At 55.3% G+C, this 25,522-nt stretch carries 18 protein-coding genes and 1 pseudogene; 4 read left to right on the top strand and 15 right to left on the bottom strand.

Features of this window, described 5'->3' with window-relative positions:
• Positions 1 to 186 precede the first annotated feature (186 nt).
• From NYE74_RS12270 to NYE74_RS12225, 10 genes are all read right to left on the bottom strand, one after another.
• Positions 187 to 447 carry an IreB family regulatory phosphoprotein gene (locus tag NYE74_RS12270; protein ID WP_036620680.1) on the bottom strand — a complete coding sequence of 87 codons (261 nt, stop codon included), beginning with the start codon at positions 445 to 447 and terminating at the stop codon, positions 187 to 189.
• Between the two features lie 132 nt (positions 448 to 579).
• Complete coding sequence (alaS, locus tag NYE74_RS12265; RefSeq protein WP_036620677.1) at positions 580 to 3,204, bottom strand: alanine--tRNA ligase; 2,625 nt, start codon at positions 3,202 to 3,204, stop codon at positions 580 to 582.
• 893 nt (positions 3,205 to 4,097) lie between these two features.
• A complete protein-coding gene (locus tag NYE74_RS12260) occupies positions 4,098 to 5,165 on the bottom strand; it encodes an AI-2E family transporter (protein WP_036620671.1) in 1,068 nt (355 codons plus the stop codon).
• Positions 5,166 to 5,712: 547 nt separating this feature from the next.
• Positions 5,713 to 6,870 carry a mannitol-1-phosphate 5-dehydrogenase gene (locus NYE74_RS12255; protein WP_036620668.1) on the bottom strand — a complete coding sequence of 386 codons (1,158 nt, stop codon included), beginning with the start codon at positions 6,868 to 6,870 and terminating at the stop codon, positions 5,713 to 5,715.
• Positions 6,871 to 6,872: 2 nt separating this feature from the next.
• Positions 6,873 to 7,304: a PTS sugar transporter subunit IIA gene (locus NYE74_RS12250; protein ID WP_036620666.1), complete on the bottom strand. Its 432-nt coding sequence runs from the start codon at positions 7,302 to 7,304 to the stop codon at positions 6,873 to 6,875.
• 41 nt (positions 7,305 to 7,345) lie between these two features.
• On the bottom strand, positions 7,346 to 9,469 hold the full coding sequence (locus NYE74_RS12245; RefSeq protein WP_036627732.1) for a BglG family transcription antiterminator: 2,124 nt from the start codon (positions 9,467 to 9,469) through the stop codon (positions 7,346 to 7,348).
• A gap of 91 nt (positions 9,470 to 9,560) precedes the next feature.
• The gene (locus NYE74_RS12240) at positions 9,561 to 10,997 is read right to left on the bottom strand and encodes a PTS mannitol transporter subunit IICB (protein WP_051985322.1); all 1,437 of its coding nucleotides are present in this window, start codon (positions 10,995 to 10,997) and stop codon (positions 9,561 to 9,563) included.
• A 234-nt stretch (positions 10,998 to 11,231) separates the two neighbouring features.
• Positions 11,232 to 11,441 (bottom strand): hypothetical protein, encoded by a 210-nt coding sequence (locus tag NYE74_RS12235; RefSeq protein WP_082208025.1) that lies wholly within the window; start codon positions 11,439 to 11,441, stop codon positions 11,232 to 11,234.
• A gap of 31 nt (positions 11,442 to 11,472) precedes the next feature.
• On the bottom strand, positions 11,473 to 11,976 hold the full coding sequence (locus NYE74_RS12230; RefSeq protein WP_036620664.1) for a PRC-barrel domain-containing protein: 504 nt from the start codon (positions 11,974 to 11,976) through the stop codon (positions 11,473 to 11,475).
• An 84-nt stretch (positions 11,977 to 12,060) separates the two neighbouring features.
• Positions 12,061 to 13,224 carry a cysteine desulfurase family protein gene (locus NYE74_RS12225; protein WP_278738994.1) on the bottom strand — a complete coding sequence of 388 codons (1,164 nt, stop codon included), beginning with the start codon at positions 13,222 to 13,224 and terminating at the stop codon, positions 12,061 to 12,063.
• 458 nt (positions 13,225 to 13,682) lie between these two features.
• Between NYE74_RS12225 and NYE74_RS12220 the strand changes: the two are divergent.
• A pseudogene (locus NYE74_RS12220) lies at positions 13,683 to 13,996 on the top strand (glycoside hydrolase family 125 protein); the annotation flags it as partial.
• 441 nt (positions 13,997 to 14,437) lie between these two features.
• Here NYE74_RS12220 and cymR read toward each other — a convergent pair.
• The gene (cymR, locus tag NYE74_RS12215; RefSeq protein WP_036620661.1) at positions 14,438 to 14,857 is read right to left on the bottom strand and encodes a cysteine metabolism transcriptional regulator CymR; all 420 of its coding nucleotides are present in this window, start codon (positions 14,855 to 14,857) and stop codon (positions 14,438 to 14,440) included.
• A 306-nt stretch (positions 14,858 to 15,163) separates the two neighbouring features.
• Here cymR and mnmA point away from each other — a divergent pair, with 306 nt between their 5' ends.
• Entirely contained in the window at positions 15,164 to 16,297 is a 1,134-nt protein-coding gene (mnmA, locus tag NYE74_RS12210) for a tRNA 2-thiouridine(34) synthase MnmA (protein WP_036620658.1), read from the top strand.
• 506 nt (positions 16,298 to 16,803) lie between these two features.
• On the opposite strand, the gene NYE74_RS12205 is transcribed toward mnmA, so the two are convergent.
• Positions 16,804 to 18,117, bottom strand: coding sequence for a replication-associated recombination protein A (locus NYE74_RS12205; protein ID WP_036620656.1), 1,314 nt, complete (start codon positions 18,115 to 18,117; stop codon positions 16,804 to 16,806).
• Positions 18,118 to 18,591: 474 nt separating this feature from the next.
• Here NYE74_RS12205 and NYE74_RS12200 point away from each other — a divergent pair, with 474 nt between their 5' ends.
• Both NYE74_RS12200 and NYE74_RS12195 read left to right on the top strand, forming a co-directional pair.
• The gene (locus NYE74_RS12200) at positions 18,592 to 18,888 is read left to right on the top strand and encodes a CD3324 family protein (protein ID WP_036627728.1); all 297 of its coding nucleotides are present in this window, start codon (positions 18,592 to 18,594) and stop codon (positions 18,886 to 18,888) included.
• Between the two features lie 242 nt (positions 18,889 to 19,130).
• A complete protein-coding gene (locus NYE74_RS12195; protein ID WP_371861002.1) occupies positions 19,131 to 19,970 on the top strand; it encodes an HNH endonuclease in 840 nt (279 codons plus the stop codon).
• 1,493 nt (positions 19,971 to 21,463) lie between these two features.
• Here NYE74_RS12195 and NYE74_RS12190 read toward each other — a convergent pair.
• The 3 genes from NYE74_RS12190 to NYE74_RS12180 all read right to left on the bottom strand — a co-directional run bounded on the left by NYE74_RS12190 (position 21,464) and on the right by NYE74_RS12180 (position 25,519).
• The gene (locus tag NYE74_RS12190; RefSeq protein ID WP_341004808.1) at positions 21,464 to 23,818 is read right to left on the bottom strand and encodes a HelD family protein; all 2,355 of its coding nucleotides are present in this window, start codon (positions 23,816 to 23,818) and stop codon (positions 21,464 to 21,466) included.
• Positions 23,819 to 24,101: 283 nt separating this feature from the next.
• Positions 24,102 to 24,767 (bottom strand): YdeI/OmpD-associated family protein, encoded by a 666-nt coding sequence (locus NYE74_RS12185; protein ID WP_341004807.1) that lies wholly within the window; start codon positions 24,765 to 24,767, stop codon positions 24,102 to 24,104.
• The gene (locus NYE74_RS12180; protein ID WP_036620648.1) at positions 24,764 to 25,519 is read right to left on the bottom strand and encodes a tRNA threonylcarbamoyladenosine dehydratase; all 756 of its coding nucleotides are present in this window, start codon (positions 25,517 to 25,519) and stop codon (positions 24,764 to 24,766) included. The genes NYE74_RS12185 and NYE74_RS12180 overlap by 4 nt, the downstream gene beginning before the upstream one ends.
• Positions 25,520 to 25,522 lie beyond the last annotated feature (3 nt).

The following is a 25,522-nucleotide window of genomic DNA, read 5'->3' as shown; positions in this document are numbered from 1 at the left end:
CGGAGCTGAACGTTTTCGGAGAAAACGGCTTCGCAAGCATAAGCTTGCGAGCCTGCGTGAGCAACTGAAATGTTTCCGCAGGAAACATACTTCGAAAGCATATGCCCCCACCCGGCTGAATTCAAAATTCGACGCCGAATCCGCTTCTTGTCCTGCTTCGTGATCAAAAGTCGGCATTTTGCCTCTTTAACGGTGGCCGGCCATGTAGTACCGGACCAACTCTTCAATCAATTCATCGCGCTCTTTCTTGCGCACCAAGCTTCGCGCGTTGTTATGCCGCGGTATATACGCAGGGTCCCCCGACAGCAAGTAACCGACGATCTGGTTGACCGGGTTGTATTCCTTCTCCTGCAGGGCTTCGTATACCGTTAAAAGTATTTCCTTTGCCGACGCCTCTTGCTCATCGCCCTTGACGTTAAACTTGACGGTTTTATCCATGGAGTCCATGATGACACCTCGCTTCTTCAGACATCCCTATATGATCGCAGCCGGCTTCTACTTAGCCTAATCATACTATACCATATCATGGGTTCCATAAGGAAATTTTCGGCAGCCCCCGTCAAATTTTTATCGGCGGATTCAGCCTTGTGAAGCGATCAGTTGTTCCGCTAGCTTCAAGGCTTCGTCCAGCTTGCCGGCGTCCTTGCCGCCGGCTTGGGCCATATCCGGCCGGCCGCCTCCTCCGCCGCCGCAAACCGCGGCGATTTCCTTGACGAGCTTGCCGGCGTGAAGTCCGCGTCCCACCGCTTCCTTTGGCACGGCCACGACAAAATTCACCTTGTCATCCATCGGCGCGCCCAGCACGAGAACAGCGTCGGGAAGCTTGGCCTTCAGTTCGTCGGCCAGACCGCGCAGCGCCTCCATGCTGCCGGCTTGCACCTTGGCGGCGAGCAGGCGGGTTTCGCCTACGCTGACGACCTTGCCAGTCAGCTCGCCGGCTTCGATCGCGCTGAGTTTGCTCTGCAGCGATTCGTTCTCCCGGCTCAATTCCTTCAGTTGCTGGTACAGCCCCTCGATCCGTTTCGGCACATCGCTTACGTTTGCTTTAAGCAGGCCGGCCGCCTGGTTCAGCAGGTCCAGCTGCCCGTCCAGGAACAAGTAAGCGCCGCGTCCGGTCACCGCCTCAATCCGGCGCACGCCGGAACCGATGCCGCTTTCGCTGACGATCTTGAACAGGCCGATTTCGGCCGAGTTGTTCACGTGGCAGCCGCCGCACAGCTCCAGGCTGTAGTCGCCGACCTTCACAACGCGGACGATATCGCCGTATTTCTCGCCGAACAGCGCCATGGCGCCCATCGCTTTCGCTTCATCGATCGGTTTGAGCAGCGTGCTGACCGGCAGCGCCTTCCAGATCTGCTCGTTGACGCGCCGTTCGATTTCAGCAAGCTCCTCCGGCGAAATGCTGCCGAGATGCGAGAAGTCGAAGCGCAGGCGCTGCGGCTCAACCAACGAGCCGGCTTGATTGACATGCTCGCCCAGCGTTTCCTTCAAAGCTTTGTGCAGCAGGTGGGTGGCCGTATGGTTTTTGACCGTTTGGGCCCGCTGCTCCTCGTCGACCGCTGCGGTTACGCTCATGCCGACGCGCAGCTCCCCGGATTCCACCGTCACCTGATGCACATGCTGGCCGTGCGGCGCTTTGAACAAGCCCTCCACTTTGGCGCTGCCCGACTCGCCGCGGATGATCCCCTGATCGCTCACCTGACCGCCGCTTTCGGCATAAAAAGGCGTGGCTTCCAAAATGATCTGCCCCGTCTTGCCGGAGGCGAGCGTATCGACGAACGTTTCGTCCGCGATAATAGCCACGATAGTGGTGTTTACTTCAAGCTCATTATATCCAACGAACTCCGTTTTAGTCGTAAAATCCGCCAACACGCCGCCCTGCACTTTCATGCTGCCGCTTTCGTGGCGGGCCTTCCGGGCCCGCTCGCGCTGCTCCTCCATCGCGGCTTCAAAGCCTTCGCGATCGACGCTTAGGCCTTGTTCGGCCGCGAAATCTTCGGTCAGGTCGAGCGGGAAGCCATAGGTATCGTACAGCTTAAACGCATCCGTCCCGCTGATCAGCGTGCGGCCGGCCGCTTTCGCTTCGGCACTGATCTCGGCCAAAATCGCCAGGCCGTCGCTGAGCGTTTCGTGGAAGCGCTCCTCTTCGTTATGGATGACTTTCTCAATAAACTCCCGTTTGGTCACGACGTCCGGGTAGTAGCTGCCCATAATTTCCCCTACGGTTTCCACCAGGCCAAACATAAACGGTTTGTCCAGTCCGATCAGCTTGCCGTAGCGCACGGCCCGGCGCAGCAAGCGGCGGATGACGTAACCGCGCCCTTCGTTGGACGGCAGCACGCCGTCGGCCACGGCGAAGGCGACCGTACGGATATGGTCGGCGATCACTTTCATCGCGACGTCGCTGTCTTCGGCAGCCTTATACTCTATCCCGGCCATCGCCGCCGTCTTGGCGATAATCGGCTGGAACAGATCGGTGTCGAAGTTGGAGTCCACATTTTGGAGGATCGACGCAAAACGCTCCAGACCGGCTCCGGTATCGATGTTTTTGTTGGGCAGCGGCGTGTAGCTGCCGTCTTTGTTATGGTTGAATTGCGAGAATACAAGGTTCCACACTTCAAGGAAACGTTCGTTCTCGCCGCCCGGATACATTTCCGGACCGGACAGATCGCCGTAGGCGTCCCCGCGGTCGTAGAAAATTTCGGTACACGGTCCGCAAGGGCCTTCGCCGATATCCCAGAAGTTGTCCTCCAGCTTCACGATCCGCTCCGCCGGAATGCCGATTTTTTCGTTCCACAGCTTGTACGCTTCTTCATCCTCGGGGTAGACGGTCACCGACAGACGCTCCGGATCGAACCCGATCCACTGGGGACCGGTCAGGAATTCCCAGGCCCAGGTGATCGCCTCTTCCTTGAAATAGTCGCCGATGGAGAAATTGCCCAGCATCTCAAAAAACGTATGGTGCCGCCGCGTTTTGCCGACGTTTTCGATATCGTTCGTGCGGATGCACTTTTGCGAGTTGGCCAGGCGCGGATTTTCCGGCTTCACCCGGCCGTCAAAATATGGCTTGAGCGGGGCCATCCCGGCGTTGATCCATAGCAGCGACGGATCGTTATGCGGAACGAGCGAAGCGCTCGGTTCGATTTTGTGGCCTTTGCCGGCGAAAAACTCCAGCCACTTGGAACGGATTTCACTTGCTTTCATAGTTTTTGACCTCCTAGAGTTCATATACAAATAAAATTCGGCACCCTATCCGGATGCACCGGCAAAAATAGCGGCGTTTTTGGGCGTTATTTCGGGGACTCGGCCAGTTTTGCGGAAGATAGCGGTAATTTTAGGCGTTATTCCGTCAGCACCTTAAGGAAACATGCCCATTTGCAGCTCCCGCTCGAAAATAGCGCCAAAAAAGTCCTCTATTTACGGCTTGACCGGGGAATCCGCGAAAATAAGACCCCTTTTTTCCGCTATTTAGCTGAGCCTTGTAAAAACGCCTCGCGGAACAACAAAAAAACGCCCCTGAAATACAGGGACGATTGCATCGCGGTACCACCCTGGTTATCGCCTCCGCCGCCGTCCGATTCCGAAGACCGGCACGACACCGTATAGCGATCGCCTCATTGGTCCGGTAACGGGGACCTCGCCGGTGAATTTGGACTCACACTCCGAAATCAGCTTTCCGCCCGCGCGAGATTTCGGGTTCTCTCAGCCGACGCATTCAAGGAGGGCATTGCGCCCGGCCTAAAGCGAAGGAACCCTTCTCTGATAAATCCACGATTCGAACGTACTCCATTTCATCAACGATTTAACTACTTTGAAAATAATATTTTTAGTATATAAGGCGAAAAACGCGCTGTCAATGCACCTTTACACTGGATGGCACCGGTACGCCTCAACCGGGCACATTTAGCGTCGTTTACCCGGCACTTAGCGGCGTTTGGCAGCACTTAGAGCATTTAGAGCACTAGCGTTGCATTAAATCTGACAAGATACATTTTCTAGCCTCACCTATATCTAACGGTTGCCACAAGCGTTATTTGTTCGAAAAACGTTGATTTCAAAGTGTAACGGTCAACTCCCGGGCCGCCGCAGCAACCCCTTCACATGGCCTTGCGCCGCACGTAATAAGTGAAAAAATGCTGAATGATCACCTTCATTACGGCGAACAGCGGTACGGCCAAAATCAACCCCGGAACCCCGGCGATCTCCCCGCCGACCAGCAAGGCGAAAATGATCAGCATCGGATGCAAGTGCAAGCTGCGGCCGACCACCTGCGGCGAGATGACGTTGCTTTCGATCGTCTGGCAAAGCATGTTGACGAGCAGCACGAACAGCACCATTTTCCACGATATCGTGGTAGCCATGACAAGCGCCGGGGCGGCGCCGAGAAAAGGCCCCAGGTAAGGAATGATGTTGCAGACCGCCACAACTCCGGCGAGCAGCAGGGCGAACGGCATCCCGATCATCATGTACCCGATATAAGCCAGTACGCCGATAATAACGCAGACAAGCAGCTGCCCCCGAATGTAGTTGCCGAGCGCCTGGTCGATTTCCCTCAGCAGCGTGATGATCGATTTGCGGCCGGAGCGCGGAAGATATCGAAGCACAAGCCGTTCAATCAACTCGATGTCCTTCAGCATGTAGAAAATGAGAAAAGGAATGATAAACGCGTTAAAAACGACTCCGATCGTTGCCCCGATATTGTCCAAAAAACGCGAAATCGCGCTCGCCAGCCGGTTCTCGAACTGAAAAAACCAGTTGTTCATCCCCATGCGCACGCTGCCCGGCAACAGGCCGTTATCCCAGCGGTTCATCATCTGCTGCGTATGGATGGTCAACTCCGGCAAATGCTCTCCCAGCTCTTCCAACTGCTCCACGAACATCGGGATAACGTTCATCAAAATAACCGCAAGCGCGGTCAGAAACACCGCATAAATGAGCAGCACCGCGATCGTTCGCGGCACTTTGCGCCCGCCGAGCATGCGGACGACCGGATTCAGGACGTAGGAGATGATGATGGCGATCACGAACGGGGCGAGCACCGCTTTGAGAAAGCCGTAAACCAGCGCAAACATCGGGCGAAGCAGCCAAATGAAGTACAAAATCAACAGCCCGAGCAGCAGCCAAACCCCATAGCGGAATGCCTTGCTTTTGAAGATCGGTTCCATGCGCGATTCCTCCTTTGGCAATGGATTGGCTATAGTTCATTATTTGCCGGAGGAGGGAAAAATAATCGCAAGCGTTTTGGGCCATGGCTAATCCAAGGCTATTACATCTATCCATCTATACCATCTATACCATCTATGCCATCTATTCTTGCTATGCCAACAGTGTCCGTTTATGCCAACAATGCCCGCTATGCCAACCATTCCAATTCCAGCGAAATGCAAAAGTGCAGTTCCTTCTCACCAATGCTCCGAATATGGCTCACCAAATGCAAAAATGCAGTTCATTCCCGGTTGAAAGCGTATTTTTCATCAAAAAAATCCCAAATCAGATGTAATTTTGCATTTCATTCGCTCAAAAGTGGAAGTTTATAGTGCGTTGTAATGCATTTTTGCATTTGATCCAGTAAGGCGCCAGTTCTTCTAGGCCGGACAGGGAACCCCCTACCCGGCCTAGAAGAACTTATAGCCAATTACCGATACATGCGCAGCCTATCAATTAACGGGCCATTAATGGGCCATTAACGGCCCATCAACGGGCCTAGCTTAGTTAGCGGTCCTTGTTCAACTCCTCGTAATGGCGCAGCGCGGCTTGAACAATCGGGTGGTCCACCCCAAGCCCCGTGTACTTCGCAAGGGTGCTCTCCGGCCCGGCCCCCCGCAGATAAGCCTGAAGCTCCTCTACTTCCGCGTCATCCGGCGCGGTGAAGAACAGCGCCGCCGCCATCGTCCGCGCCAGGTAATCGTACCCGAGCCCGCGCTTATAAGCTTGCGCCGCCGGGGAGACGAGCCTGTCGCCGGGGGACAGCTTGCGGATCGGCGAGCGGCCGACGCGCGACACTTCATCCGTCAGCGCCGGATTGGCGAAGCGCTGCAGCGTCGTGTCGATGTAGGCCTGGTGCTCCGCCTCCGCAAACCCGTGCTTGGCTATAAGCACCGCTCCCGACTCGGCAAGCACCGAACGGACATGCCCGGCTACCTTTTCATCCTTCATCGCTTCCTGAATGGTTGCGTAACCTTGCAATTGGCCGATGTAGGCCGCCGAGCAGTGCCCCGTGTTTACGGTAAACAGCTTGCGTTCGATGTACGGCTCCAACCGGTCCACGTAATGTACGCCCGCGACTTTATGGAAGCCGGCGAACATTTGCGATTGATCCACCGCCCATTCGTAAAAAGGCTCGACAACGACCTGAAGCGGGTCTTCGTGCTGCTGCAGCGGAACGATCCGGTCCACCGCCGCGTCCGGAAAGGCGACCGTTTGATCCGCCCAGCGGCGCGTCTCCTCATCGAGCTGCGCATAGACGTGCGCCTTCAACTGGGAACTGCCGCCGATGGCGTTTTCGCAGGCGATGACGTGCAGCTTCGCCTCCGCGTTGCCCTGCTTGCGCAGCTTAAGGCCCGCGGCAATCGTGCCGGCAATATGCTTCAGTATCGATACGCCGACCGCCGTCGTCACCAGATCCGCTTCCGCAACCGCCCGCGCGGCTTCCTCCGGTTCGCTTACGCTGTTCAGCGCGGTGACGCCCGTAACCGTCAGCGTTTCGCGATGTTCGCTGGCAAGGATGACGGGATACTCCCCGCGCCGTTTCAATTCGGAAACGACGCGGTCGTTTACGTCAACGAAGCAAACCTCGTAGCCCGAACGGGACAGCAGCAGCCCGATGAATCCTCTTCCGATGTTGCCCGCGCCAAAATGGACCGCCTTCATCATTACATCCCCCCTTCGAGGATATCGGCAATTTCTTCTTCGGTCGCGGCGTTCATGATGCGTTCCAAGTTCGATTCCTCGGTGAAGATCATGGCCACGTTGGTCAGCACCTCCATATGGTCGCCGCCGGCCGCCGCGATGCCGATCACGATAAACGCCGGCTCATCGCCGCCGAAATCGACGCCTTCCGGAAAACGCACGACCGACAGCCCCGTGGAGAAGATCAGATTTTTCGCTTCCTTGGTCCCGTGCGGGATAGCCAGGCCGCCGCCCATGTACGTAGAAACGATCTCTTCGCGCTCCAGCATTTTGTCGACGTACTCCGGCGCGACGTGGCCGGCGTCGACCAACAGTTTACCGGCCATGCGGACGGCTTCGTATTTGTCTTTGGCTTTTCCGTTCAGGATAATTTTTTCTTTAGACAGCATTTTCATTTATTTTCTCTCCTTTTCCACTAATATCCTACCAATTTCCATCAATAGTTCTCAACATACTGCAGCAATTCCGCCGCCAAAAAGTCGCGGATATCCGCGCGCTCCCCGGTTTCGAGCAGTTCGATCAGCTCCGGCTTGAGCAGCAGGGCGCTGATTTCGCTAAGCACCTCCAGGGTTTCCTTCGGCAGCTCCCGCGGGGCCAGCATAAACAGAATGGCGCTTATCCGGGTATCCCCGTCCAGCACCACGGGCTCCGCCATCCGGAACAAAGCCAGCGAACGATAGTTCACAAACCGGGTGCGGGTATGGAATAGCGCAAGCGAAGTGCCGGGAATGACTTGGCTGGCCATCTTTTCGCGTTCCAGCAAGCGGTCGGCGACGGCCTCAATATCGGACATTGCGCTGACGCTTTCGCGCGTCTCCCGGTACCCTCCGGTTCCGGGAGAGACGGCGGCGCTCTCCGGAAAGGCAGCGTTTATCTCTTTGAGCGCCGCCAAAACCGTCTCGCGCAGGGAGCAACCCGCGTTATCCAGCGCTCCCACCACGAACTGGTCCAGCAGAAGGACGATTTCATCCATCATGGAGTTTAAGGTCCGCAGCCGGTCGTACGCCCTCGTTTTGGCCGAATCTTTGTGCGGAGCGTTTTTCCTCAATTTGAGTGTCGTATTTTGCAAATAGTGGAGCAGCCGGTCGCTGTCCTCGTCCGTCAGCAAAGGACTTAACCTAACGTACCGATCGGACGGAAGCGGCAGATCGATCGTGGAGATGATCAAATCGTAATCTTCCTCCGGCAAGCGTTTCGCTTCGTACCAGGACACATTCCCCATCACTTCGATCTGCGGCATTTCCTTGGCCAGCCGCGTAGCCAGCAGCTTCGAGGAGCTGAGTCCGCTGGAGCAGACAAGAATGGCCCGCACATTCCGGCCCAGCTGATTCAACCGCTCTATCGACGCGCCGAAGTGCATGACCAGGAAGCCGATTTCCTCGTCGGGAACCTCCAGGTTCACGCCGCTTTCGTTCATCGCTTCCCGGACGATGTAGAACAGATCCTCGTAGTCCTTGCGGATCGCGCCCAGCAGCGGGTTGCGGATTCTCGCCCCTTCGCGGATCCGTTTGAACGCCGGACCCACATGCTCAAGCAGGCCGCTGCCGAGCAGCCGGTCCTCCTGAAACGGGATGCCGGTCCGCTTCACGACGTTGTCCGTCAGCCGGGACACGATGTCCACCAGCTCCATGTCCGCCTGCACCAGCTCCGGCGAAGCATCCCTGGCCTGATGGAACAGGCGCCCCATATATTGAACCTCATCCTGCGGAAACCGCAAATCCAGCTTTTCGCCCAAAAGTTTGGCAAAACGTTCCGTCTCGCCTTCTCCGGGCCGGTCATCGCTGCCTCCCGGAGATGACGCGGCCAAAACGGCTCCGGAAACGCGGCGGCCCACCCTAATGCGGTTGACGGTTACGGACAGGTTGATCAGCAGCTGGGTATAGGCTTTTTCGGATAAATGCTCGGTCCAATCCCAGTTCATTTGCCACAGCGTATTTTCCACCGTCATCAAGTGCTGCGAGCCCGCCGCTTCCAGCAAATGGTCGATGGCCGCCGACCAGCGGCGTTCGGTTGAACCGCCGATCAGATCGGAGTAGTCCAAATGATCGGATGCCAGTTGGCAAATGGCGGCCCTTTTGCCGATCTCCTCCCCGACGATTTCCACACCGTATCCTCTCCGGCGAACCAGCTCAAGTCCAAACCGGCGAATCCACGGACCAACCTCATCAAGGTCGCTGCTTACGGTAGCCGCCGTAACTTTCAGATCGTGAGCCAGCGTAAACAGCTTGCATGGCTCAAGTTCATCCAGCAGACGGCAGATCAGCATAATTTTCCGCTCTTCGCCGGAATAATCGCCGGGGCTGCCCTCGAGCAGCAGCCGGCGCGCTTCCTCCAGGCGCTCCTGTTCGTCATTGCCCGGGGCATCGCTCCAAACGGAAATGCCCGTGCCGGATTTACGGTACAGCATGAGGCCAAAATAGGCGAGGCTTTTCTCGATTTCGTCCAATTCCCGGTGTACCGTCCTGACGCTGACCCCGATATCGGCGGCGATCTCGGCGGCGGTCATACCCGTTTTCCGCCCGAGCAGGAGCAGAAAGATCTGCTTTTGCCGGGCGGTCATTTTCCTCACTAGAACTCCCCCTTCGAAAAAACAGACGCAAAACACCGGCGAAGCGAACCGCCAGTGTTTTGCCAGTATCGTCCCCGCGAGCTTAGCCTTTCAGCCGTTCAACCAGCTCGTCGTATTTCGGACTTTTCAGGAAATTGTCGATGGAGATATGCTCCGCGTCCGGCTTGTTCGCCTTGGCGCGCTCCGTGAGCGTTTTTTGCGTAATGACGATATCCGCGTCATCCGGAATTTCGCTGACCGCCGAATTGACGACCGTCACCTTCACGCCGGCATCCTGCATTTTTTTGCGCAGCACCGAGGCGCCCATGGCGCTCGAGCCCATGCCCGCGTCGCAGGCGAACACGATTTTGTTAACCGCATCCTTGCGCACGCTCGTTACCGCTTCAGCCGCTGCTTGCGTATTCACGCCGGCGGATTTCATCTCTTTCATTTTTGCCGACGCTTCTTCCAAATCCAGTTCTTCATCGTTTTTCTTACCCGTTTTCAGCAGCAAAGCCGCAACCAGGAAGGAAACAACCGCAGCTACGATGACACCGCTGAACATCGGCAGGAATCCGCCTTTCGGCGTCATCATAATGTAAGTGAGAATACTGCCTGGAGAAGGCGCCCCGGAAAGAGCGGCACCGGTCAACTGGAACGTAAACGTACCGGCTACGCCGCCGGCGATCGCGGCAAGAATCAGCACCGGCTTCATCAGGATGTACGGGAAGTAAATCTCATGAATCCCGCCGAAGAAGTGGATGACGACCGCACCCGGAGCGGATTGCTTCGCCGAACCGCGTCCGACCAGCCAGTAGGCCAGTAGGATACCAAGGCCGGGGCCGGGGTTCGATTCCAGCATAAACAACATGGATTTACCCACCCGCGCGACTTCTTCAGCCGCGAGCGGCGTAATAACGCCGTGGTTGATGGCATTGTTCAGGAATAACACCTTGCCGGGTTCGATAATGATATTGACCAGCGGCAGCAATTTGGCATCCACCAGGAAGTTCACGCCGGAAGACAACACCTTGCTGATCGCTTGCACGAACGGACCTACGCCGGAGTAAGCTCCCAACGCCATCGCGCCGCCAAAAATGCCGATCGAAAAGTTGTTGACCAGCATTTCGAAACCGGAACCGATTTTGCCTTCAATCGCTTTGTCGAATTGTTTGATCAACCAAGCCGACAAAGGACCTACGATCATGGCGCCGAGGAACATCGGAATGTCGCTGCCGACGATAACCCCCATAGTCACGATCGCGCCGGTGACGGCCCCGCGTTTGCCGTGAACCATCTGCCCGCCGGTGTAGCCGATCAGCAGCGGCAGCAAATATTTGATCATCGGGTCGACCAATTTACCCAAATATTCGTTTGGAAACCAACCGGTCGGAATAAACAAGGCGGTAATCAAGCCCCAGGCGATAAAAGCGCCGATGTTCGGCATGACCATGCCGCTAAGCGCACGTCCGAACCGCTGCACCTGCACCCGGATTCCGCCGCTTCCCTCTGGTTGTGCTTTGGTTTGTGCTATAGCCATAAAGAGAAACCTCCTTCAAAAATTGTGCGGACCACCACAAACTTTAGGATTTACCGTGTTCCTAATCTCATCCTAATTCAAAGCGCTTTCTTTCTCAATCAAATCAAAATGCGGTTTCGTCATGATCGTTGTTGACAATTTTTTAAGAGCAGAAAAAAAAGCCGCCCGCTCTATTTACGATAAATAGATGGACAGCTCTTAGCATTTCCGCAGGCGGAAGCGAATATATATTTTTTAAGAAGAAGCTTGGATCTGCGGGAATTCCTGCACGATCTCCTCGCCGAAAAACAAGTCGTCCAGGGAGCTTAGCGTCCCGTCTTCCTCCACTTGATAAACCGACATTTTGTCGCCGTTCACCGTCAGTTCGATAAAGCATCCCCAGCAGTAAAACTGATGGGAACCGATTTTGCCGATATCCTTGGAATTGCAATTTGGACATTTCATCATTGACCGACCACCTACCGTTCGTAAAAATTCATGGTTTTTCAAGCAGTTGCTCGCTACTGCGGGGCACCATGATCGCATTTTCCCCTCGGGTCATTTCCGGGACAAAGGGGAGCACTTTCCGCCCTTCCATCAGATCGGTGAAAAACCCGTCGCTTATTTCAATTCCAGTAATTGTGTTTCCCAATTCGTGTTCAAAATAAACATCCGTGACGTATCCGATCCGAATCCCGTCCTCCGTAAGTACGGACAGATCCTTCAATTTGCCGGGTCCGGACAAAAACGTATTTTGTATATGCTCGGCTTCCCATTTGCAGACAGCCTGTTGATTGCGTATCATCACAGCATCCTCGCCGTAAGCGACGATATCGTCCCAGAGCACCGCCTTGATGCTGGAATGAAAAAGAGATCTGTTCTCCAGCTGAATGCCCGTGATCGACCAATCGCTCCCCAGCAAGACATCAAGAACTTTCCCGACCCGCTTGCCTTGTTCCACGTCAAAGACAGCCAGGCCGATCATTTCCTGCATTCTCATGAACCGCCGACACTCCCTGCTGGCATTTCCCTTGGTTGCTTAGCTTAATTTCTGCCTCCCTCCGCAAAAGCTAGAGGACCCCCGTTACGAGTGCCCATAACTTCTTTTACGGAGACGTTCCAAAATGGTTGCAATTTTTTCTGCGGTTTGCACAACTTCTTCTTTAGTATTACCCCATCCGAAGCTAAAACGAATCGCCGAACGTAAAAAAGCCTCAGATACGTGCATCGCCTCAAGCACATGCGACGGTTCCAGCGACCCCGAGGTGCAGGCCGATCCGCTTGAAGCGGCAATCCCTTCCATATCCAGGTTCATCAGCATCGTCTCCGAATCACACTCGGGAAAACTGATATTGGCGATATGCGGCAAATGCTCGGTAGGATGGCCGTTGACGTGGAAGCGTTCGCGCGTAATGCGCGCCTCTAGCGCGTTCAGCAATTCCCGGCGCAGCTCCGCCTCGTGGGCGGCCCGCTCCTCCCGCTCAGACACAACCAGTTCCACCGCCTTGGCGAAGCCGGCGATCCCCGCCATGTTTTCGGTTCCGGCGCGGCGTTTTCTTTCCTGGAGGCCGCCGTGCAGAATCGGCTCGATCGCCAAGTCCTTCCGTACGTACAATGCCCCGACTCCTTGCGGACCATTGATTTTATGGGAGGAGAAGCTCATCAGATCGACCGGCAGCCCGCTGCAGGCAATCGGCAGCGAACCGAGCGCTTGCACGGCGTCGACGTGAAACAGGATATCCCGCTCTCTGGCGATTTGTCCGATCTCCGCGACCGGCTGAATCGTACCGACCTCGTTATTGCCGTACATCACGCTGATCAGGATCGTATCCGGGCGAATCGCCTCCCGCACCTGGTCCGGATGCGCCTGGCCGTACCGGTCGACCGGGAGATACGTCACCTCGAAGCCGTCTTTTTCCAAACGCTCGCAGGCATGCAGAACGGCGTGATGCTCGATGGACGTCGTAATGATGTGGCGCCCCTTGTCTTTACGGGCAGCGGCCGTGCCAAACAGCGCCAGGTTGTCGCTTTCCGTGCCGCCGCTCGTAAACACCAGCTCGTCCGGACGGCAGCCGATGCGCGAGGAGATCGCGTCCCGCGCCCCGTTCACAAGCCGTTTGGCGGCGCGGCCGTAAAAATGCACGCTTGAGGCGTTGCCGAACTGCTCCCGCATCACGTTCAGCATCGTTTCCGCAACCAGCGGATGGACCGGGGTGGATGCGGCATGGTCGAGATATATGTGAGTCATTTTCCTTAGCCACCTTAAACGAAGGGATGCCGGGACATGTTCCCGACTTTTTTTAAGAGGTAGTTCAAAAAGTCCGCTTTTGATCACGAAGTGAATCAAGAAGCAAACTCGACATTGAATCTTGAATTCAGCCGGGCCTAAGCATATGCTTCCGAAGCATGTTTCCTACGGAAACATTTCAGTTGCTCACGTACCCAAAACGTACGCTCCGCTCCTGACGTCCCTAGCTTCATCCAACCTTCTCGGTGCTGAAAACCGGCCTTTTTGAACACACACTTTAAGCAGTCTTATTCTATATGATTTTCCGAAAAAAAACTACTCATGCCTGAAATGCGACAATTTTCTATCTTTTCTTCCTTTAACCGCAAATTATAGCATAGTACTTATAACGTTATAATGATCATAGATGTGCCATAAGGGGGAGGTTATTCGTGGCCAAAGCAGTAAACCATTTCTAAAATACCCGGCGTTTTGCCTTGAGCTTCGACAACCCGTTTCATTTCGAAGGCAAATTCGCCAAGAGCATCGGCAATCCGTATACGCCGGGCGGATACGTGTGGCACATGGCGCTGGCGATGCAGGCGCTGGCGGCCATTGGTCGACGAGGAAGTCAAGGCGCTGATCGACACGCTGGTCGCTGCGGACGCGGACCACCGGGTATATGCACGAAGGATTTCACTAGGAAAACCCGGCCGATTTCTCCCGGGAATGGTTCGCGTGGTCTAACAGCCTGTTTGCCACACTGATCTGCAAAGCCATGGACAAAGGGTAGGTTTAGAATCAGGTTTCCCGCAAAGGCTTAGGTTGTCTAAATAAAATTGGGTTTGCAGGAAATCTAACGGTTGTGAGAAGCGTTATTTGCCTGAATCTAAGCAAAATAAGCCGGGTGTCAGTGAAATAAGCGCTATGGCAACCGTTACAATTTGAGATCAACTTTTTTGACCGAATAGCGGTTGTGGCAACCGTTAGGTTAGTTGTTGGCTAGAGGTGTATCTTGTCGGAATTAGTGCAACGCTGATGCAATTCATGTCGTTATTTTCCCCGATCGTAAGTTCTAGGATAAGCCCCAAAAAGAGCCTGCAAATACAAATCCGCAGGCTCTTTTTGGGCTGACTTTTGTAATTACTTACTTTATCTAAGGCCACTCAAAGCCGCCATCAGCAATATGAGATGACTTCGCATAAGCCGTCAACGGCTGACCGCGGACAAAATCTTAAATGTAGAACATATAATTCTCTTTCGCGCCATGCTCTTCAAAGTTGACTAAGTTTTCCAGCGTTGTCGAATCGAGCACCTCCGCAATGCTGTCGCGGATGCGCAGCCATAAATCGCGTTTGGCCGGATCGTCTTCCTCGGTAAAATCAACCGGAGAAATCGGTCCTTCCAGAACGCGGATAATATCCCCCGCCGTAATTTCGCTCGCGTCGCGCGACAGGATGTACCCGCCGTAGGCGCCGCGTACGCTTTTAACCAATCCGGCGTTGCGAAGCGGTGCAATGAGCTGCTCCAGATAATGCTCGGACAGCTGGTTTTTTTCGGCGATGCTTTTCAGGGAAGTCGGGCCCTCGCCGAATTTTGCGGCCAACTCCATCATAATCGTCAATCCATAGCGTCCTTTTGTAGAAATCTTCAAAGAAGCCACCTCTTTCAATTTTCAGGGAAACTTTATATAATTGAACTCCGATCAATTAAATGGCGATTGACGGCGTCTACGGCCCAAAACCGCGGCTGAAGTCCAGTTATTTAAAGAATACCTCCCTATTCCTATCTTTAACCTCTGCTTATCGTAACATATCATATGTGTTTTGAAAAATAAATCAACCTTTTTGGGGTTGCAATTTGTTTTCCTTACTTTAATATAGGGAATACCCATCGTATAGGGTTGCACGCATATGGTAAAATAACGGCAGGGCCACATGCGCCCAAAGGAGTGATAGAAATGAAGCAACCAAACGAAACCCGCGTTGTCGTCGGCATGTCCGGCGGCGTCGATTCTTCGGTGACGGCGCTCCTGCTGAAACAGCAAGGCTACGACGTTATCGGCATATTTATGAAAAACTGGGACGATACCGACGAATTCGGCTACTGCACCGCCGAAGCGGATGCCGAGGATGTCCGCCGCGTGTGCGAGCAAATCGATATCCCCTACTATACCGTCAATTTCGAGAAACAGTATTACGATAAAGTTTTTGCCTACTTTCTCGATGAATATAAGCGCGGCCGTACGCCAAATCCCGACGTGATGTGCAACCGCGAGATCAAATTCGGCGAATTTTTGAACAAAGCGCTTGATCTCGGCGCGGATTACGTCGCTACCGGCCATTATGCCCGCGTTGTCGAAAAAGACGGGGTGTACAAGCTGCTGCGCGGCGTTGACGGCAACAAGGACCAAACGTACTTCCTGAATGCCTTGAATCAGGAGCAATTGTCCAAGGCGATGTTCCCGATCGGCCATCTTCCGAAGCCGGAGGTCCGCCGCATCGCGGAAGAAGCCGGCCTGTACACGGCGAAGAAAAAAGACAGCACCGGCGTTTGCTTTATCGGGGAACGCAATTTCAAGGAGTTCCTGAGCAATTATTTGCCGGCCCAGTCCGGCGATATGGTCGACATTGCGACCGGTGAGGTCAAGGGCCGCCATGACGGGCTGATGTATTATACGCTGGGCCAACGGCAAGGCCTGGGCATCGGCGGCTCGGGCACCGGCGAACCGTGGTTTGTCGCGGATAAAGACCTGGAACGCAACATTTTATATGTCGTTCAGGGCGATAAGCATCCGAGCCTGTATTCGACGGCGCTGACCGCTTCGGGCGTCAATTGGATCGCCGGAGCTGACAAGCTGCCGGACGGACCGTTCCGCTGCACGGCGAAATTCCGTTACCGCCAGGCGGATCAAGGGGTAACCTTGACGAAGCGGGCGGACGGCACGGTGTATGTCGAGTTTGACGAGCCGCAAAAAGCGATCACGCCGGGGCAGGCTGTCGTGTTTTACCAAGGCGAGGAATGCCTCGGCGGCGGCACGATCGAATCGCCGGTGAAGCTGGAGGCGCGTGAGGCGGAAGGGGCGCTGGGGTAATACGAGCCGATAAGCTCGCCCTTTCTCGGGGTCCTCTGCTCGAAATATAGGGACAACAGGGCCAGCCTTCCAGAGCGATGATATTTAGACCGATGCCCCATAAGAGCGTGACGCCGCTGAACATCAAAACAGGAGCCCGCCGGTAAGCCGGCGGGGCTCTTTTATGGTGTGCCGAGAAAACCAGCTAAAATCAGGCCGCCCGAGAAACTCCAGCGAAAAAATAAGGACACAACGTCGTTATTTCAGCGATATCCGTCCGTTGGAGAGAAGTAGAAGCAATTTATGCCGCTATTTTGCCCCATCGCAAGGAAATGCCCGTGCTTTGGGCCATTCATAGGAAAATAGGGGCACAAAACGTCGCTAATGGGGATGAACATGCCAGGCTTCGGATAAAAAATACATAAAGTGCAGCTAATTTGCAGGCCCGGCCGACGGTTGGCCGTTCCATTCAGTTGGCTTTTGAGGGCCGATTTTTTTGGCTGAGCAGGCCTACGAAAGACCCGCCCTTATCTTTTCACCCTGCGCCGCAGCTCCTGGTTGTGTTTGATTTTCGCCTCGTTGCCCTGCTCCGTAGCGTGGTAAAACGTGCGGCCGGACAACCTCGGCGGCAAATATTCCTGCTCCACATAATGCCCCGGATAATTGTGGGGGTATTTATACCCTTCGTGCCCCAGCTTCACGGCGCCTTTGTAATGGGTGTCCCGCAAATGCAGCGGCACCTCGGCCGAAACGACCTCCTCGATCGCCGCCATGGCGTTTCCGATCGCCTCAACCACCCCGTTCGATTTCGGACTTTCCACCGCGAACAAAATCGCCTGGACGACATTAAGCTTGGCCTCGGGCCAGCCGTTGTTGCGGTAGGCTTCCAAAGCGCTGACCGCCTGCACCATCGCCTGCGGATTGGCCAGCCCGATGTCCTCGCTGCTGGCGGCGATCAAACGCCGGATGAAGGTCATCGGGTCCATCCCCAGCTTTTCCACCGCGTACAGGAACCAGAACACCGCGGCGTCGCTGGAGCCGCGAATGCACTTGTGGAACGCCGACAGTACATCATATTGCGTCGATTCGTCCGCCTTGACCAGCGGGCGGCGGATCGACTCCTCGGCGACTTCGAGCGTCAGATGCACCGTGCCGTCCGGCTGCGGCGGCGTGGTCATCGCGGCCAGCTCCAGCGCGTTCAGGGCGCGGCGGATGTCGCCGTTGGCCATGGAAGCGATGTGCTGGAGCGCCTCCTCGTCGGCGTTCAACTGCATGAAGCCGATCCCTTTTTCCTTATCGGCCAACGCCCGGCGCATTGCGATAAGCGAGTGCTCCTTCGTCAGCGGCTCGAGCTGAAACAAAGTGGAGCGGCTCATCAAAGCGCCGTTGACGTAATGAAACGGGTTTTCCGTGGTCGCGCCGATAAAAATGATCGTTCCCTTCTCCACCGCCGGCAGCAGCGCATCCTGGCGCGAGCTATTAAAGCGATGCACCTCGTCCAGGAACAGAATCGTTTTCGTTCCGTAAAACGACTTGTCGTTTTGCGCCTTTTCGATCACTTCCCGAACATCCTTGACCGAAGCGTCAACCGCGTTCAGCCGGACGAACTCGGCTTTCGTGTGGTTGGAGATAATGTGGGCCAACGTCGTTTTCCCGCAGCCGGGAGGGCCATACAGCAAAATCGAGGATATCTGGTCCGCTTCGATCGCCCGCCGCAGCAGCTTCCCCGGACCGACGATATGCTCCTGTCCGATATATTCATCCAGCGTGACGGGCCGCATCCGATCGGCCAAAAGCCGCCCCGCCGGGTTTTGCTCCTGTTGGTAGGAGAACAAATCCATCATGCTCACTTCCTTGATCGTAGGCATTGTCTACTCTATTCTAGCACACCCGCAGCAAAAACACTTATGCCCCATAACACCGATGCAAAAAAAGCACTTAAAGTAGTTAAAGCACCTAAAGTAGTAAAACACTTAAAAGCACTAATGCGTAAAAAACACTTATAGTTGTTCTTTCGCTTTTCCCGCGGCACAAAATATGAGTTAATATAGATGTCGGGCCGACGAATCACGGGAAAGGGGGCTGATCGAAGTGATTTCAGTGAGTGAGGTGGCTTCCGCGTAAGCGGAAACCGCAAAAAAACGGGGGGCTGGAAACAGCTCCCCTTATTTCCGTTTAGATGATGACTGTGTTATGATAGATCCTAAGTTGAATTTTTCAATATTATTCCAAGCTGAAAGGGGGATTTACGGCCATGCTGACTTATATCGTAACAACTATGGAAAACGGACCACGAAATAAGGAGGTACATGATCGTGAACTACAAAAATGGGAAGGATGTTCTTCCCCCTAGGCTGCTGCAGGAGCTCCAGAACTACATTCAAGGCGAGCTGCTGTACATCCCGAAACCGGAACGGACAAGAGCGTTATGGGGTGAATTGAGCGGATCGCGCACGTCCATCGCCAAACGAAACGAAGAGATTTACCGGCTTCACCATACAGGGTGTTCCGTACGGGATTTAGCCGCCAAATACCATTTATCCGATGAAAGTATCCGAAAAATTTTGACCAAAATGCGAGCGCTCAGACCCCAGGCAGCGGTAACGGAGTAAACGCGGGTATAAAGGTCCCGCCCCGCAGCCGAGGCGGAAAGCCAGCAGCTTGGTTCTACGATAAATTAACCATATGCGAAGCCAAGACCCGCGGTCTTGGCTATATTTATATTTTCGATCAGGTATAATGAAAATATGACTAAAGCAGGATACGCCGCTTATCCGAAACCGAGGTGACACCATTGACACAGCAGCATGCCCCGTCTTTCCGCCGGGACAACATGGAAGAGCAAAGACCAGATATGCGCCGAAACGCGCCGGTGCCGGCGACAAAAACCTGCGCCTACTGCGGCGAAGCAAAACCGGTTTCCGAGTTCCTCCGGCGCACCGGCAAACGCTCCGGCAAAGGCTCGCGCCGCGGCGCCTGCCGAAGCTGCCGGTCGCTTCGGAAGCAGCAGGCCCGCATGGTCCAGGAAAAGCCTAGGAGCGTGGAATCACCCGCTGTAGGACTTGCCGTGACGGCCGATGCCGGCGCTGCCCAGGCCCAGGCGGCGCGGCAGAGCGGCAGGCCTGACAAGAGCAAAGAAGCTGCTCGGCACAGCCGCAAGGCTGATGAAATCGTTCCCAAAGCAGGCGATGACGTTGCGGGAGCCGCTTCGGCTAGACGGGACGCCAAAGCGGCCTCCTTGCCGGCGGTTCACGGGACGACGCCGAAGCGCCGGATCAAACGTGCGCTGCCGGCACCGCCGCCGCGGGCGGAGGGGCCGGACGTGCGGACGTTGCGCCCGAACCGCAACGGGATGATCCGTATGCGCGGACGGACCGACAAAGGCCGCCGCTGGCAGCAGGAGGTCGACTTTGAATTGGCCGTAACGCTCGTCCGCGAGCATGCCGCCGTGGTCGTCAACCCGCATACGATCCGGCGCCTCTACACCAACAAAGCGTTTCGCAATTATATTCTCACCCGCGACAACTATACCTGCTTTTTTTGCGGGGAATACGGGGACACGATCGACCATCTGCTGCCCAAAGCGAAAGGCGGCCACACCACTCCGGTAAACTGCGTCTGCGCCTGCAATTTGTGCAATCAAAGCAAAGCGGACCAAGACCTGGAGGATTTTATCGAGGGCCGGCCCCGCTGACCGATGAAAAAATCCCGGCCCATGGTTAGGTTCGGATCAACACATCTGCATCGGGGTCCCTGGTACCCACTGAGACCATCACCGCACGAAATGCAAAAGTGCATGCGATTTTCGTCGAAATTCCTCGAAGCGGGCAGTTCAAATGCAAATGTATAGTTCATTTCCGGTCAATAGCTACTTTTTGATCAAATGTCCGCAAAACAGATGCACTTTGCATTTTAATCGCTCTAAAACGTGAATATACGAAAAATGAAATGCACTTTTGCGGTTCATCCTCCGCTAAAGCAGCCGTTCCTTAGCAAAGGAGCGAACATGCGGAAGCGAGATATGCATCCAGTAAGGGGTAATGCCAGCGTAACTGTCACCAGGTGCAAACGAATGGATAAAATTAGAATCCCCCCCAAAGCGAAGGGTATTTCCTAAATTGACAGAATGTTACCCATATGAAGATAGTATAAAGAGACTTAAAGATTACGATTCCCTTTTAAACAGCATATTTTAGATTAAGGTTAGAGAAGGTAAAAAAGCTCGGAGATTGAGGGAATAATATCAAGTTTTTTTCAACACCCTACCTGCAAAAGTTTGTTCCAGCCTTGCGAACGTATACCGGTATCCGGGTAAGCGAACTGGTCAATGTACGGCTTTCGGAAATTGATTTTTCACTACTGGCAAATAACCATCAATAAAGGGAAGGGTGGAAAAGCCCGAATTGTTCCGTTCCCGCAATCATTCAAAGAGCTATTGGCCATGCATGCTGATGCGATGAGGAAAAAACTGCGGTTTATTGTTTGAATCGTCGTGGAAGAAAAAATATACGGATCGGGGAATGCGAGAAAATCGGCTCAACCTAATAATCAGCGCTTGACAGGGAAGGCCGGTGCTTGGTCGGCAGATCAATATCCGCTGTCCGGACGCTTTGCACGATTATCCCGTTTGATCCGGAAGCAGAGAGGAAGATAAATTCAGGAGAAAAATATGTTTAAGAGAAGCAGACATGTTCGAGATCGTTAGACAGGTTTGTGAGCAGGAGGTTAGGAGAAGTGAAGCAGACCTGACGGGAGGAATGGGGCAAGACACCGGGAAAAATGAAAAGACCGTGAATAGCCCCCATCCTCTCCCCCCCTGAACAAAAGGAATAATCGTGCAAAGCAGCAGGCAGGGATACCAAGACACCTTTCGCCACACAGGCTACGCCACTTCCTGTTGACCTGGCTGAAAAAGCAGGACATCGACGACGCTCTCATCCCACCGTACTCCGCGAGGTTATTCGCACAATTCCCGGGTATTTCCTGACGTAACGGTCTCAGCAGGCGCTATTCGGCTCCAAATGAGGCCGCTTGGAGTGATTTCATGCTAATAGTCGCTCAGGTCATTTTAATCCCTACATTTCAGTCCGTGACGCGCCACGCACGCCTAATCAACTCGCCTAATGGTTTCATCTCACGGTCGCCTGGGGCGCTAAACTCGGGCCCCTAAACTTCAGGGACCGCAGATCAAAATCCCTCCACAGCCGCGCGGACGGCGAAGTCGGTGTCTTCTCCGGGAACGTAGTCCGGCAGCTCGTCGCCATGCAGCAGCCACAGCTCATGCAGCGCGCGGGTGCAGCCGACGTAAAGAAGCTTGGCTTCCTCCGGCCCGTAGTGAAGCGGGTCGACGTCCGTCACGATCACTGCGTCGAATTCCAGCCCTTTGGACAAATACACGGGCAGCACCGACACCCCGCCGGCATATTCCTTGAGTTCCCCGTTAATCAGGTTGATCTCGGTACCGTTCTTCGTCAGTCCCTTATGCAGTTCCTCATGCAGTTCCTCCGCTTCGCGCATCGTCCGCGTCAGAATCGCCACCGTCCGGTACGTGCCCGACAGCGCCTTGTCCAAGGCGTAACGGATTGCGCCGAAGCGCCGTTCTCCGGCCGCCGGCAGCAGCCGCACCGGCTCCCCGCTGCGGAACACCGGGACGGCAAGCAAATCCGTTCCCACGCCCCGCTTCAATATTTCGTTGGCGAACTCAATGATCTCCATTGTCGAGCGGTAGCTTCGGGTCAACGCAAAGTAAGCCGTCTCCTCCGGACGGAACAGGTTCTGCATTTCCTCCCAGCTTCTTACGCCTTTGTAATAGTGAATGCCCTGCGACAAGTCTCCCAGGATCGTAAACGAATGCCCTTTGACGAACCGGTCCAGCACATACACCTGAAACGGCGAAAAATCCTGGGCCTCGTCGATCACCACATGGTCGAAGGTCATTTTCCCGTCGATTTCGTTGACCACGGAGTACAGATACAACAGTGCGGGCAGATCTTCTTCCTTAAGGTTGTTTTTCTTCAAATAGCCCTGCGTTTCCCGCCAAATCTCCCGCGGAATCCGCCCCGCCATATCCGCAAGGCCCGAGTCCGCCGTCCCGCCGCTCCTCCGGATGCCAAACAGACCCCGGTACAGGTTAAGCGGAGCGAGCTCAGGCCACTTTTTGGCGTATGCTTTTTCCCGCTGCTGCGCCTTCTTCTTGCGTTCCTTCAGCGCCGCCGCGGAAGACGGCTTCTTCAGCTCCATTTCGATCCAGCGGTGAATCCGCGCCAGCACCCGTTCCTTGCGCCGGGCGACCGGGTAATGGCGGTATTCGCCTTCAAACCAGCCGATGATCTCCTTCCGGGATAAACACGCCCCGTCCCAAGGCTCAAAGTCCCCTTCGGGCACGCAGATGGACTCCAGGTTTTCCACATAGGCATCGATTAACGACTTAAAATGCATGGAGCCTTTAAACCGGCCGGGCAGCTTGTTATCGTCCGGGCTTTCCTGAACCTGGGCGCCCCCATGCATCTGCTTCCGTCCCAGCCCCTGTGCTGGTACCTGCTCTTTCACCTGATCCTGCTCTTCCGCCTGATCCTTCGTCTGAGCCTGCCACTGCGCGATCCCCTGCCTCAGCTTCTGCTCCTGCGCCTGTCCTTCCGCCTGGCTCCGCCCTTGCGGCTGTCCCGGCCAGTCTCCGTCAAACCAGTGCGACAGCGCTTCCGTCCCGTCAGACGGCCCCTCCTCCAAGCCAAGCACCCGGGCCGCCCAATCGCTGAACGTATTTTGCTGGATATCCCCGACCCCCAGTTCGGGCAATACTTCGGAAATGTAGTCGATAAACATATGATTCGGCGCAAAAATGACCAGCCGTTCCGCAGAAATCTGCTCTTTGTACTGGTACAGCAAAAAGGCCAGCCGATGCAGCGCCACGGTCGTTTTCCCGCTGCCGGCGACCCCCTGGATGATCAACGCCGTATTTTTGGCCGCACGGATAATTCGATCCTGCTCGGCCTGGATCGTCGAAACGATATCGCGAAGCCGATTATCCTTATTTTCGCCGAGCCGGTACACGAGAAACTCGTCGCTTACGGCCGGTCCGTCGCTGTCGCGGTCGTACGTATCCGCCACCCGTTCGAGAATGCCCTTGCGAATCACGATGTTGCGTTTCAGGTACACCAGTCCGTCAATCAAGCCTTCGGGAGCAAGATAAGAAGCCTCATCCCCGCCGGTAAAAGAATAAAACAAACTGGCGATCGGCGCGCGCCAATCGATAACGAGCGGGTGCCCCGCTTCCGGGTCGCCGACGCCCACTTTGCCGATATAGATCGGCGTCCGTTTTCTGCCCGCTTCCGCAAAATCAAGCCGGCCGAAATAAGGCTCACGCTCCGACTGCTCCAGCTGTTTCCTTTGCGATTCGCGGTTTGCCTCAAGCAGTTGCTCCGTAAAATCATGCCCCGTGTATACGGGGATGCTGCGCAGCTCTTTCAGCTGCCTTTCGATCTCTTCCAGGGTGCGATCTAGCCGCGCCTTTTCTTCTTGATAGGCACTTTGAAAATGTTCCACTTTCAGTTACCTCCTAAGATTGATGTACTCCGCCGGTCAACCGCAGGGCAGTCGAAACGCCCGCCATCCGCTATTTTCCCATGATCCGGAGCCAGAGAAACCTCATTATATCACTACGGCGAAAAAAAGGCGAACTTCCCCGGCAAAACAGGCACAAATAACCCAGGCGCGCTAAAAAGCGCAGATTCGATGTTGTCATCAAACCTGCGCTTATGTCCGGCAGCCGCCTAAGGACACTATGCCTCGTACGACCTGATGTTTGTAAAAACACGCAATACGAACCTTACGCTTTGTCGCTCGGGCGCTTCAGCCCCTGCTCCAGCTTTTCTACCGTTTTGACAATCCGGCTCTGCCGCGTCTCTTCCCGCTTGGCCTCCGATATCCATTCAATGTAAGCCTTGCGGTGGGAAGGGGCGAGCCCGTCAAAAAAAGCGGCAGTCTGCGGATGATCGCGCAAAGCGGCCGTCAAATCCTCCGGGGCCTCTACCGGCTGGGTCGGCTTCTTAGCCGGAGCCGCTCCGCTCCCCGCGCCACGCCGGGACGACGACCGTGCAGCCTTCACCAATTCAGCCGGACGGAAACGCATGGCGGACCACACCTCGTCCACGGAGACGAGGGCGATTCCCTCAAATCCGGCCGCCTTCACCGTCTCCCAGCCCTTGTCCCGGGTCAGATCCGTACCCGCTTTGACGCCGCCCTTCGGGTAACACAACCACAGCAGCCCGTCCGGTTTGACCGCGTCAAGCGCCGCGCCGGCCCGGTTCTCCACTTCCCCGATCGAACGGAAAAACATCTGCACGAAGTCGTAACTCCCGGCCAGCTTCCCGTCGTACACGGCGTGATCCGGCCCCAGGCCAAGCTCGCCCAAATAACCTTCCGGAGCGTTCAGCACCAAACTCCGGGCGCCGGCTTCGGGCAAACGCAGCTTTTTCGCCAGCGCCTCGTTCATACGCGCACTCCACCGCGTTCCAGCAGCTCGCGGACGGCGACGCTGACCATGATCAGCCCCACCACCGGCGGGACAAACGAGTTGCTCGCCGGCGGCTGCTTCGCTTTGCGGATTTGCGGAGCGTTTTCCGGCACGATCTTTTTCGTGACATCGGCGCGCGGCTTGACCGGCTGCTCCGTGGAGAAAACGACCTTGACCCCTTTGCGGATGCCTTCTTCCCGCAATTTCGCGCGGATGACGCGGGCCATCGGGTCCATGTGAGTCTTGGAAATGTCAGCCACTTGGAACTTGGTCGGGTCCATTCGATTGGCCGCGCCCATGCTGGACAAAATCGGAATCCCGCGCTTCAGGCACTCCTTGATAAGGTGGATTTTGTATTTGATCGTATCGGAAGCGTCAAGCACGTAGTCGATTTCATATTTGAACAATTCCTCGTACGTTTCTTCCGTGTAAAACATATTCAGGGCGATCGTTTCGCACTCCGGATTGATCAGCTTGACCCGCTCGCACATCAGATCCGCCTTCTTCTGGCCGATCGTCGTCGTCAGCGCATGGATTTGGCGGTTGATGTTGGTAACGTCGACGACGTCCTTATCGATTAGGATGATGCGGCCAATCCCCGTCCGGGCCAAAGCTTCGACGGCGATCGAACCGACCCCGCCGATGCCGAGCACGGCGACGGTGCTTTTTTTCAATACGTCCAGCCCTTCCGCCCCGATCGCCAGCTCGGTCCGTGAAAATTGATGAAGCATGGT

It is taken from the genome of Paenibacillus sp. FSL P4-0127 (assembly GCF_038007325.1).
In the GTDB taxonomy this organism is placed as follows: Bacteria; Bacillota; Bacilli; order Paenibacillales; family Paenibacillaceae; genus Fontibacillus; species Fontibacillus macerans.
This window is presented reverse-complemented; position numbering and strand designations above follow the sequence as displayed.

Bases quoted from the DNA above. Each gene is read 5' to 3' on its own strand.
- alaS (WP_036620677.1), bottom strand. From the start codon at position 3,204: ATGAAAGCAAGTGAAATCCGTTCCAAGTGGCTGGAGTTTTTCGCCGGC.
- NYE74_RS12185 (WP_341004807.1), bottom strand. From the start codon at position 24,767: ATGAACGAGGCGCTGGCGAAAAAGCTGCGTTTGCCCGAAGCCGGCGCC.
- NYE74_RS12270 (WP_036620680.1), bottom strand. From the start codon at position 447: ATGGACTCCATGGATAAAACCGTCAAGTTTAACGTCAAGGGCGATGAG.
- NYE74_RS12225 (WP_278738994.1), bottom strand. From the start codon at position 13,224: ATGACTCACATATATCTCGACCATGCCGCATCCACCCCGGTCCATCCG.
- NYE74_RS12195 (WP_371861002.1), top strand. From the start codon at position 19,131: ATGCGCCGAAACGCGCCGGTGCCGGCGACAAAAACCTGCGCCTACTGC.
- NYE74_RS12205 (WP_036620656.1), bottom strand. From the start codon at position 18,117: ATGGATTTGTTCTCCTACCAACAGGAGCAAAACCCGGCGGGGCGGCTT.
- NYE74_RS12235 (WP_082208025.1), bottom strand. From the start codon at position 11,441: ATGAAATGTCCAAATTGCAATTCCAAGGATATCGGCAAAATCGGTTCC.
- NYE74_RS12240 (WP_051985322.1), bottom strand. From the start codon at position 10,997: ATGGCTATAGCACAAACCAAAGCACAACCAGAGGGAAGCGGCGGAATC.
- NYE74_RS12250 (WP_036620666.1), bottom strand. From the start codon at position 7,304: ATGAAAATGCTGTCTAAAGAAAAAATTATCCTGAACGGAAAAGCCAAA.
- NYE74_RS12180 (WP_036620648.1), bottom strand. From the start codon at position 25,519: ATGCTTCATCAATTTTCACGGACCGAGCTGGCGATCGGGGCGGAAGGG.
- NYE74_RS12255 (WP_036620668.1), bottom strand. From the start codon at position 6,870: ATGAAGGCGGTCCATTTTGGCGCGGGCAACATCGGAAGAGGATTCATC.
- mnmA (WP_036620658.1), top strand. From the start codon at position 15,164: ATGAAGCAACCAAACGAAACCCGCGTTGTCGTCGGCATGTCCGGCGGC.
- NYE74_RS12260 (WP_036620671.1), bottom strand. From the start codon at position 5,165: ATGGAACCGATCTTCAAAAGCAAGGCATTCCGCTATGGGGTTTGGCTG.
- NYE74_RS12245 (WP_036627732.1), bottom strand. From the start codon at position 9,469: ATGACCGCCCGGCAAAAGCAGATCTTTCTGCTCCTGCTCGGGCGGAAA.
- NYE74_RS12230 (WP_036620664.1), bottom strand. From the start codon at position 11,976: ATGAGAATGCAGGAAATGATCGGCCTGGCTGTCTTTGACGTGGAACAA.